9 protein-coding genes are annotated in these 9,447 nt (G+C 68.7%); 6 read left to right on the top strand and 3 right to left on the bottom strand.

The features are described 5' to 3' along the window. The first annotated feature begins 4 nt into the window (after positions 1–4). Positions 5–913: a 3-hydroxyisobutyrate dehydrogenase gene (mmsB, locus tag CCZ27_RS07485; protein WP_096446965.1), complete on the top strand. Its 909-nt coding sequence runs from the start codon at positions 5–7 to the stop codon at positions 911–913. 56 nt (positions 914–969) lie between these two features. Here mmsB and CCZ27_RS07490 read toward each other — a convergent pair whose 3' ends face one another. Both CCZ27_RS07490 and CCZ27_RS07495 read right to left on the bottom strand, forming a co-directional pair. Further along, entirely contained in the window at positions 970–1,668 is a 699-nt protein-coding gene (locus CCZ27_RS07490) for an epoxyqueuosine reductase QueH (RefSeq protein ID WP_096446967.1), read from the bottom strand. Between the two features lie 36 nt (positions 1,669–1,704). Then, positions 1,705–2,697, bottom strand: coding sequence for a GlxA family transcriptional regulator (locus tag CCZ27_RS07495; RefSeq protein ID WP_096446969.1), 993 nt, complete (start codon positions 2,695–2,697; stop codon positions 1,705–1,707). A 122-nt stretch (positions 2,698–2,819) separates the two neighbouring features. Here CCZ27_RS07495 and CCZ27_RS07500 point away from each other — a divergent pair, with 122 nt between their 5' ends. Beyond that, the gene (locus CCZ27_RS07500) at positions 2,820–3,248 is read left to right on the top strand and encodes a CopD family protein (RefSeq protein WP_157748477.1); all 429 of its coding nucleotides are present in this window, start codon (positions 2,820–2,822) and stop codon (positions 3,246–3,248) included. A 50-nt stretch (positions 3,249–3,298) separates the two neighbouring features. On the opposite strand, the gene CCZ27_RS07505 is transcribed toward CCZ27_RS07500, so the two are convergent. Then, the gene (locus CCZ27_RS07505; RefSeq protein ID WP_096446973.1) at positions 3,299–4,207 is read right to left on the bottom strand and encodes a LysR family transcriptional regulator; all 909 of its coding nucleotides are present in this window, start codon (positions 4,205–4,207) and stop codon (positions 3,299–3,301) included. A 111-nt stretch (positions 4,208–4,318) separates the two neighbouring features. Here CCZ27_RS07505 and metE point away from each other — a divergent pair, with 111 nt between their 5' ends. The 4 genes from metE (at position 4,319) to CCZ27_RS07520 (ending at position 9,438) form a co-directional block, all read left to right on the top strand. Further along, the gene (metE, locus tag CCZ27_RS07510; RefSeq protein WP_096446975.1) at positions 4,319–6,610 is read left to right on the top strand and encodes a 5-methyltetrahydropteroyltriglutamate--homocysteine S-methyltransferase; all 2,292 of its coding nucleotides are present in this window, start codon (positions 4,319–4,321) and stop codon (positions 6,608–6,610) included. Positions 6,611–6,716: 106 nt separating this feature from the next. Continuing rightward, positions 6,717–7,580, top strand: a complete 864-nt coding sequence (locus CCZ27_RS07515) for an alcohol dehydrogenase catalytic domain-containing protein (protein ID WP_232516592.1) — start codon at positions 6,717–6,719, stop codon at positions 7,578–7,580. Continuing rightward, positions 7,562–7,810: an MDR/zinc-dependent alcohol dehydrogenase-like family protein gene (locus CCZ27_RS24235; RefSeq protein ID WP_232516593.1), complete on the top strand. Its 249-nt coding sequence runs from the start codon at positions 7,562–7,564 to the stop codon at positions 7,808–7,810. The genes CCZ27_RS07515 and CCZ27_RS24235 overlap by 19 nt, the downstream gene beginning before the upstream one ends. A 170-nt stretch (positions 7,811–7,980) precedes the next feature. Beyond that, the gene (locus CCZ27_RS07520; RefSeq protein WP_096446977.1) at positions 7,981–9,438 is read left to right on the top strand and encodes an Ig domain-containing protein; all 1,458 of its coding nucleotides are present in this window, start codon (positions 7,981–7,983) and stop codon (positions 9,436–9,438) included. Positions 9,439–9,447 lie beyond the last annotated feature (9 nt).

Here is a 9,447-nt window from a genome sequence, read left to right on the forward strand (position 1 = left end):
AGACATGAACGACCACACCATCGCCTTCATCGGCCTGGGCAACATGGGCGGGCCGATGGCCGCCAACCTCGCCAGGGCCGGCCTGACCGTGCAGGCCTTCGACCTCGAACCGGCCGCCTGCGCGCGCGTTGCCGAACACGGCGCCCGCATCGCCGAATCGGCCCGCGCCGCCGCGGAAGGGGCCGGCGTGGTGATCAGCATGCTGCCCGCGAGCCGCCACGTCGAAGGGCTCTTCCTCGGCCACGACGGAGCGCCGGGGCTGCTCGCCGGGCTCGCCGCCGGCACCCTGGTCATCGACTGCAGCACCATCGCGCCCGCCAGCGCGCAAAAGCTCGCGCAGGCCGGCCGCGCGGCCGGCATCGCGGTACTCGATGCGCCGGTGTCGGGCGGGACCGCGGGCGCGGCCGCCAGCACGCTGACCTTCATGATCGGCGGCGACGCCGCCGACCTCGCCCGCGCCGAACCGCTGCTGCGCCACATGGGGCGCAACCTCTTCCATGCCGGCGGCGCGGGCGCCGGCCAGGCCGCCAAGCTGTGCAACAACATGCTGCTCGGCATCCTGATGATCGGCACCAGCGAGGCGCTGTCGCTGGGCGAGGCGCTGGGGCTGGACCCGGCCGTGCTGTCGGGCATCATGCAGAAAAGCTCGGGCGCCAATTGGGTGCTGGAGAAATACAACCCGGTGCCGGGCGTGATGGAAGGCGTGCCGGCTGCGCGTGGCTACAGCGGCGGCTTCGGCACCGACCTGATGCTGAAGGATCTCGGCCTCGCGGCCGAGGCGGCCATCGCCAGCCGGACGCCCGTGCCGCTCGGCGGGCTGGCCGGATCGCTCTATGCCGCCCACAGCCGCGCCGGGCAGGGCGGGCTGGATTTTTCGAGCATCATCGGCCTGCTGCGGTCGCGGGCGGACTGAGAGCGCAGCCCGCCTGCCCGCGCTGGCACAGGCGCTCCGGGCAGGTGGCGCCTCCGTCAGCCCGGAGAATCCGTTTCATCGGGGGCGGACGCCGTCGGGTCTTCGCGCGGCGGCTGGCCATAGTACGACTCGCCCAGCCGGATGCGCGGCCTGCCTGTCGCCTCGCGGTGGCGGTTGGTGTCGCGCAGGGAGTAGGCGCAGCCGCAGTACTCCTGCTGGTAGAAGTTCTCGCGCTTGCTGATCTCGATCATGCGCGCCGAGCCGCCGCCCTTGCGCCAGTTGTAGTCCCAGTAGATCAAGCCCGGGTAGTGCGCGGCGGCGCGGATGCCGCATTCGTTGATCTGCTGCATGTTCTTCCAGCGCGAGATGCCCAGCGAACTGGTCATGACCGGAAAGCCATGCTCGTGGGCATAGAGGGCGGTGCGCTCGAAGCGCATGTCGAAGCACATGGTGCAGCGGATGCCGCGCTCGGGCTCGTTCTCCATGCCCTTCGCGCGCGCGAACCAGTCGTCGCGGTCGTAATCGGCATCCACGAAAGGAATGCCGAACTGCTCGGCGAAGCGGATGTTCTCGTCCTTGCGCAGTTCGTATTCCTTGAGCGGATGGATGTTGGGGTTGTAGAAGAAGATCGTGAAGTCGATGCCCGAAGCCTGCATCGCTTCCATCACCTCGCCCGAGCAGGGGGCGCAGCACGAGTGCAGGAGTACTTTGCGTTGCCCGCCGGGCAAGGGCAGGGGTTTGCGTTCGATGGTCATGGGGCGGCCTTCAGTCGGTGAGGGGGCATAGGAAATTCAAACCGCGTCTTGCAGGCATGGCGAGCATCCGGGGGCGTCCATGGTTGAGGATTCAGGCCCGCCGAAAGTCCGCCGATAGCGTGTCGGGCTGGTGCCGACGGCGCGCTGGAAATGGGCGCGCAGCGCGGTGGCGGAACCGAAGCCGGCGGCGGCGGCGATGCGCTCGATGTCGAGACTCGTGGTTTCCAGCAGGGCGCGCGCCTGGCGGATGCGCGCGGCGAGCAGCCATTGCATGGGCGTCGTGCCCACCTGTTCCTGAAAGCGCCGGCTCAGGGTGCGCACGCTGGTGGCGGCCTGCGCGGCAATGCCGGCAAGGTCGAGGGGCTGGTGCAGGTTCTGCTCCAGCCAGGCCAGCAGCGGTTGCAGCGCGGCCGCACTCTCCGGCACCGCCCGTTCGATGAACTGGGCCTGACCGCCTTCCCGCGCCGGGGGCATCACCGAGAGGCGCGCAGCCTGGTTGGCCACAGCGACGCCATGGTCGCGGCGCACCAGATACAGGCAGAGATCCAGCCCGGCGGCGGCGCCGGCGGAAGTGAGTATCCGGCCGTTGTCCACGAACAGCACGCCGGCGTCGACCTCGATCTGCGGATGCCGTCGCGCCAGTTCGTCCGCCGCGCGCCAGTGGGTGGTGGCGCGCCGGCCGTCGAGCAGACCGGCGGCAGCCAGCACGAAGGCGCCCGTGCAGATCGAGGCGATGCGCGTGCCTGCCACCGCCGCGTCCCGCAGGTGGGCGAGCAGGCGGGGCGAGATCGGCGCGTCCAGATCCGCCATGCCGGGCACGACGATGGTGTCGGCCCAGGCGAGGGCGTCCAGGGACCAGGGCGCGTGGATATCGAAGGCGCCGGCCGCCACGGTTTTCGCCTCGCTGCAAACGCGCACCTCGTAGGCCGGCCGGTCGTCCGGGGTGCGCGTCCAGCGGAAGACCTCGCAGGCGCAGGCGAGGTCGAAAGGCACCACGCCGTGAAAGGCGGAAATGGCGATCTTGTGCATGGCCGGATTATTGCGAAGATTGTCATTCCGGCCAATGGCCCACGACCACCCCATCCGCCAGAATGCTCCGCCATGCCGCCACAATCGGCAGCGCGGCGCTCATCGATTCGGGGAACGGTATCGTGACTTACTTGCTCATCAAGGCCGGCCATATCGTGGCCGTGTTCGTGTGGACCGGCGGGATGCTGGCCATGGCCGCCCTGCTCGCCGCGCTGCGGCCCGTCGAGGGCTGTTTCCTGCTGCCGGAGGCGCGCTTGCTGGAGGCCGCGCGCCGCTGGCAGCGCCGCGCGATCACACCCGCCATGCTGGCCGCCTGGGGCCTGGGCCTGACGCTGGCCGGAAGCGGCCACTGGTTCGCGGCGGGCTGGCTCCACGCCAAGTTCGCACTGGTACTGGGCCTGTCCGCGCTGCATGGTTTGCTGGCCGCCAGCCTGCGCCGGGTGACGGTGAAGGACGTGCGCAAACCAAGCGCCGCCCTGCGTCTTGCCCCGGCCGGGCTGCTGGGCGCCGTCGCCGCGATCATCGCGCTGGTCGTGCTCAAGCCTTTTTGACAACTGCGCGGCGAAGCGGATGTTCTCGTCCTTGCACGGTTCGCCTTCCCTCAGCGGATCGCTGCGGTCGCGGCGGCGGCCGGCTCGCGCGCCAGTTCGATGAAGGCCTTGAGGTAGTCGATACCGATGTCGGACTCGCGGGCGCCGAGGAAGATCTGCTTGGCGATGCCGTCGCGCCCCAGGCGCACCGGGACGATGTCCATCTTCTCCGCGTACTCCTCCACCAGCCAGCGCGGCAGCGCCGCCACGCCCCGGCCGCTGGCCACCATCTGCAGCATGATGTCGGTGGTCTCGATGGTCTTGTGCCGCCGCGGCGCGATGCCGGCCGGCACCAGGAACTGCTGGTAGATGTCGAGCCGCTCGATTTCCACCGGGTAGGTGATCAGCACCTCGGGTGCCAGTTGCGCCGGCTCCACGCAGGCCGCGGTGGCCAGGGGATGACGGCGGCCCACCACCAGCACCTGCTCGTAGTCGAACACCGGCTCGAAAGCGAGGCCCGGCTTGTACAGCGGGTCCGGCGTCACCAGCAGGTCGATCTCGTAGCCGAACAGCGCGCCGATGCCGCCAAACTGGAATTTCTGCTTCACGTCGACATCCACGTCGGGCCAGCCCGCCAGATAGGGAGACACCACTTTCAGCAGCCACTGGTAGCACGGGTGGCATTCCATGCCGATGCGCAGCGTGCCGCGCTCGCCCAGGGCGTACTGGCGGATGCGCGCTTCGGCCAGATCCAGTTGCGGCAGGACCCGGTTGGCGACCGCGAGCAGGTATTCGCCCGCCTGGGTCAGCCGCAGCCGGCGCCCCTCGCGCAGCCAGATGTCGGTGCCGAGCTGCTGTTCCAGCTTCTTCATCGTGTGGCTCAGCGCCGACTGGGTCAGGCAGAGCACGCCGGCCGCGGCGGTCAGCGACCCTTGCCGGTCCACTTCCCGGACGATGGTCAGGTGAATTCGGTCAAGCATTGCGATCCATGAATGCTGTCGATCGATTGTTGAAATAACACCATTTTACGTCATGGACAATCCTCTCTACGATCCGCCCCGACACGTACCCGACGGAATGAGGAACACACCATGGCAAGGACGCACAACCTCGGCTTTCCCCGCATCGGCGCCAAGCGCGAGCTGAAGTTCGCGCTTGAGTCCTACTGGAAAGGGCAATCGACGCGCGACGAACTGAAGGCGGAGGGCGCCCGCCTGCGCCGGCGCCACTGGCAAGACCAGGCCGGGCTCGATCTGGTGCCGGTGGGCGACTTCGCCTTCTACGACCAGGTGCTGGACATGAGCTTCACGCTGGGCAACCTGCCCGAGCGCGTGCAGGGCTTCCACGGCGACGCCCTGGACAACTATTTCCGTGTGGCACGGGGACGTTCCGCCCAGTCGGCGGAGGAACATGCCGAATGCTGCGGCGGCGTGGCCGCCGGCGAAATGACCAAGTGGTTCGATACCAACTACCACTACATCGTCCCGGAATTCACCGCCGCCACCGAATTCAGGCTGGACGCCTCGCGCCTGCTGGCGCAGCTGGAAGAAGCGCAGGCGCAGGGCGTGAAGGCCAAGCCGGTGATCGTCGGCCCGGTGACGTATCTGGCGATCGGCAAGGCCAAGGACGATTCGGACCGGCTCGCGCTGCTCCCGCGCCTGCTGCCGGTGTATGCCGAACTGCTGGAGACGCTGGCCGCGCAGGGCGTCGAATGGGTGCAGATCGACGAGCCGCTGCTGGTCACCGAACTCGACGCCGACTGGCAGCATGCCTTCAATACCGCCTACCACCACTTGAAGAGCAGCCGCGTCAAGTTGCTGCTGGCGACCTATTTCGGCCAACTGGCGGAGAACCAGTACCTCGCCGCCAACCTGCCGGTGGCGGGTCTGCACATCGACGCGATCAACGGCCGCGACGACGTCATGCCGCTGCTGAACCTGCTGCCCTCGTACAAGGTGCTGTCGCTGGGCGTCATCAACGGCCGCAACATCTGGAAGACCGACCTCGACGCCGTGCTGGACTGGCTGGCGCCGCTGGCCGAGCGCCTCGGCGATCGCCTGTGGATCGCGCCGTCGTGCTCCCTGCTGCACGTGCCGGTCGACCTCGCCAGCGAGCACGCGCTGGATGCCGGGATCACCTCATGGCTGGCCTTCGCCCTGCAGAAGCTGGACGAACTGAAGGTGCTGGCCACGGCGCTGAACCAGGGGCGCGCGGCCGTCGCCGCCGAACTGGCCGCCAACCGGACCGCCATCGACGCGCGCCGCCATTCGCCCCGGGTCCACAACCCGGCGGTGCAAGCCGCGCTGGCGGCCGTCACCCCTGCCCTGGGCCGGCGCCACAGCCCCTACCCGGCGCGCGCGGCCAGGCAGGCGGCCTTGCTGAAGCTGCCGCCCTATCCGACCACGACCATCGGCTCCTTCCCGCAGACCGCGGAAATCCGCCAGGCGCGCAGCCGCTACAAGGCCGGCGCGCTGGATGACGCCGGCTACAAGGCCGCCATGCAGGCCGAGATCGCCCGCAGCGTGCGCGAGCAGGAGGCGCTGGGGCTGGACGTGCTGGTGCACGGCGAAGCCGAGCGCAACGACATGGTGGAGTACTTCGGCGAGCAGCTCGACGGCTACGCCTTCAGCCAGTTCGGCTGGGTGCAGTCCTACGGCTCGCGCTGCGTCAAGCCGCCCATCCTGTTCGGCGACATCAGCCGCCCCCGGCCGATGACCGTGGACTGGATCACCTACGCCCAATCGCTCACCGACAAGCCGATGAAGGGCATGCTCACCGGCCCGGTCACCATCCTCAACTGGTCCTTCGTACGCGACGACCAGCCGCGCTCGGTGTCGTGCATGCAGCTCGCCCTGGCGATCCGCGAGGAAGTGCTGGACCTGGAGAAGGCCGGCGTGCGCGTGATCCAGATCGACGAGGCGGCCCTGCGCGAAGGGCTGCCGCTGCGCAAGGCGCAGTGGCAGGCGTACCTGGACTGGGCGGTCGAATCCTTCCGCATCACCGCCAACGGCGTGGCCGACGAGACCCAGATCCACACCCACATGTGCTACTCGGAGTTCAACGACATCATCGCGTCGATCGCCGGCATGGACGCCGACGTCATCACCATCGAGACCTCGCGGTCCGACATGGAACTGCTCGACGCCTTCGACGACTTCAAGTATCCGAACGAGATCGGGCCGGGCGTGTACGACATCCATTCGCCCAACATCCCGACCACCGGGCACATCGTGCAGCTCATGCGGAAGGCCGCCGAGCGCATCCCGGCGGAGCGGCTGTGGGTGAATCCCGACTGCGGGCTGAAGACGCGGCAGTGGTCCGAGGTCATCCCCGCGCTCACCAACATGGTCGCGGCCGCCCGGACCTTGCGCGCCGGCGCCTGACGCCGGGCCGGGCCGTTGACCCAGGTCAAGGCCCGCGGGGAGGCACGAACGGCGGCATGGCCTACACTGGAAAAGACGTTTTCGGGTCGATCCAGGAGGAGGTCCCATGACCATGATGAAGGCAACCGTTTTCGTGGCTCCCGGCCGTATCGAACTGGTGGACAAGCCGATTCCCGAGGTCGGCCCCAACGATGCCCTGATACGCATCACCACCACCACGATCTGCGGCACCGACGTGCATATCCTCAAGGGCGAATATCCGGTGGTGCCCGGCCTGACCATCGGCCACGAGCCGGTGGGGGTGATCGAGAAGCTGGGCAGCGCCGTGCAGGGCTACGTGGAGGGCCAGCGCGTGATCGCCGGCGCCATCTGCCCCAGCTTCACCTCCTATGCCAGCCAGGACGGCGCGCCGTCGCAGGACGGCAGCTATCTCATCCCCAGCGGGCAGTGCGGCCACCATGGCTACAAGGCCACCGCCGGCTGGCGCTTCGGCAACCTGATCGACGGCACCCAGGCCGAATACGTGCTGGTGCCCGATGCCCAGGCCAACCTCGCGCCGATTCCCGACGGCCTCACCGACGAACAGGTGCTGATGTGTCCGGACATCATGTCCACCGGCTTCAAGGGCGCCGAGAACGCCAACATCAAGCTCGGCGACACGGTGGCGGTGTTCGCGCAGGGGCCGATCGGGCTGTGCGCCACCGCCGGCGCGCGCCTGCTGGGGGCGACGACCATCATCGCGGTGGATGGCAACGACCACCGGCTGGGCATCTCGAAGGTGATGGGCGCGGACGTGACGCTGAATTTCCGCAATTGCGACGTGGTGGGCGAGATCATGGATCTCACCGGCGGCCGCGGCGTGGATTCGGCCATCGAGGCGCTGGGCACCCAGGGAACCTTCGAATCCGCCCTGCGCGTGCTCAAGCCGGGGGAACCCTGTCCAGCCTGGGCGTGTATTCCACCGACCTGAAGATTCCGCTGTCGGCCTTTGCCGCCGGCCTGGGGGACCACCGGATCAACACCGCCCTGTGCCCCGGCGGCAAGGAGCGCATGCGCCGGCTGATGAACGTGGTCGCATCCAACCGGGTCGATCTGGGCGTGCTGGTGACGCACCGCTACAAGCTCGACGACATCGTGGCCGCCTACGAGCTGTTCGCCAACCAGCGCGACGGCGTGCTGAAGGTCGCCATCGCGCCGTGATTCCAGCCGCCCGCGGCTGGCCGGCTGCCGCGGGCGGGTTTCCCGACGGGCCTGCGATGACGGAACGGGCGCAGGTGGGCGCATAGTCCGAACAGTTCAATATGGCAATGCGTTCCGCATGACCGCTTGTCATGATGCCCCTCTAGGCTCGCGACAACGAGTCACTGGGGATGAGCATGGACCGCCGTCGCGTCATAGTCGCTGCCGCACTGTGCGCGGCAATGAGCCTGCCCGCCTACGGGTCCGTCGACGATGCCCGAGCCAAGGGTCTCAAATGGCTGGTCCAGAACCAGCATGGCGATGGGGCTTGGCGCAGCACTGCGACCGGACTCGAAGCGCAGGCTACCGCCAATGCCATCGAAGCCTTTCGCCGTGGCGGCCTGAAGAACGCCCCGCAGTTCGGTGCAGCCCTCGCCTGGCTCGCCAACCTCGATGCCGACAGCACGGATGCGTTGGCGCGCAAGAGTGAAGTCCTGGCGACCGCGGGCATGACCGTGGCAGGGCAGCGAGCCGCGGACACGCTCTTCGCGCAGCGTGTGGCCGCGAACACGGCCGCCTGGGGTGGCTATCCAGGTCATAGTCTGGCGTTCGTCGACACCGCGCTCGGACTGACCGCTCTGCGCGTCGCCGACGCCACGTACGACAGCAAGGCCGCACAGGGCAACAGTCCGCTGCTGGGTGCCCTGTGCCGGCTCGCGACCGGCAAGCTGGCACCGGCATCCGGGCAGGCGGCATGGCCGGTGGCGCCGGCGGTGAGCGGGCAGGCCGCGGGCGGTGCCCGGCCGTCGGTTGTCGCCAGCAGTCTCGTCTTTGCCGAGCTTCGGGCGATGCAGTCACGCCTCAACTGGTCGGGCGTGACCTGCAACGGCACCGCTTACACCGTCTCAACCCTGCTGCAGGAAGCCGGAAACTGGCTCGTGGCGCAGCAGAACGCGGACGGCGGCTTTGGCGAGGTGCGTACCGACGGTTCAAAGGGGGCATCGAACATCGTCGTCTCCGCCCTGGCCTACCGGGCGCTCGCCAGCCAGGCCAGCCCGGCACAGCCGGCCACCGGCAACGTCCTCGCCTATCTGCTCGCACGGCAGGATGGCACAGACGGCAGCTGGCGCGGCGATGCCCTGGTGACCGCCCAGGTACTCGCAGTACTGCCGGCAGCCACCGGCGACCAGCTTACCGACAGCGACCTCGACGGACTGCCCGATGTGGTCGAGACACAACTGGGCACCAACACGGCCACCGCCGACGCGGGCGGTGCGCTGCCCAGTCCGGACCTGTCGCAACCGGGTGTCACGATCTCCGCTTTCACGGCCACCGGCACGGTGGGCCAAGCCTTCAGTTATTCCTTGGGGAGCGGTAGCAATTTCACGTTTGCCAGCGGTTCGCTGCCGCCCGGCATCAGCCTCGACGCCGCGACGGGGATGCTCGCAGGAACGCCGAGCCAGGGTGGCCACTATGCCTTCGAGTTCACCGCGGCAAGCACAGGCGAGAGCGTTCGACTCATCGGCCGGATCGACGTCGCCAGTGCGCCGGACAACCGTCCGGATGGTGATGTGCCGCTACCGGCCTGGGCGCTCGCGCTGCTCGGTGGCGCCATGCTCCACGCCATGCAGCGACGCGCCCGCGCCTGAACGGCCGCC

The sequence above is a fragment of the Thauera sp. K11 genome (assembly GCF_002354895.1).
GTDB lineage: Bacteria > Pseudomonadota > Gammaproteobacteria > Burkholderiales > Rhodocyclaceae > Thauera > Thauera sinica.

What these genes read in the sequence shown, in the direction of transcription:
- CCZ27_RS07495 (WP_096446969.1), bottom strand. Translation starts at nt 2,697, where the DNA reads ATGCACAAGATCGCCATTTCCGCCTTTCACGGCGTGGTGCCTTTCGAC.
- CCZ27_RS07505 (WP_096446973.1), bottom strand. Translation starts at nt 4,207, where the DNA reads ATGCTTGACCGAATTCACCTGACCATCGTCCGGGAAGTGGACCGGCAA.
- CCZ27_RS07490 (WP_096446967.1), bottom strand. Translation starts at nt 1,668, where the DNA reads ATGACCATCGAACGCAAACCCCTGCCCTTGCCCGGCGGGCAACGCAAA.
- CCZ27_RS07515 (WP_232516592.1), top strand. Translation starts at nt 6,717, where the DNA reads ATGACCATGATGAAGGCAACCGTTTTCGTGGCTCCCGGCCGTATCGAA.
- metE (WP_096446975.1), top strand. Translation starts at nt 4,319, where the DNA reads ATGGCAAGGACGCACAACCTCGGCTTTCCCCGCATCGGCGCCAAGCGC.
- CCZ27_RS07520 (WP_096446977.1), top strand. Translation starts at nt 7,981, where the DNA reads ATGAGCATGGACCGCCGTCGCGTCATAGTCGCTGCCGCACTGTGCGCG.
- mmsB (WP_096446965.1), top strand. Translation starts at nt 5, where the DNA reads ATGAACGACCACACCATCGCCTTCATCGGCCTGGGCAACATGGGCGGG.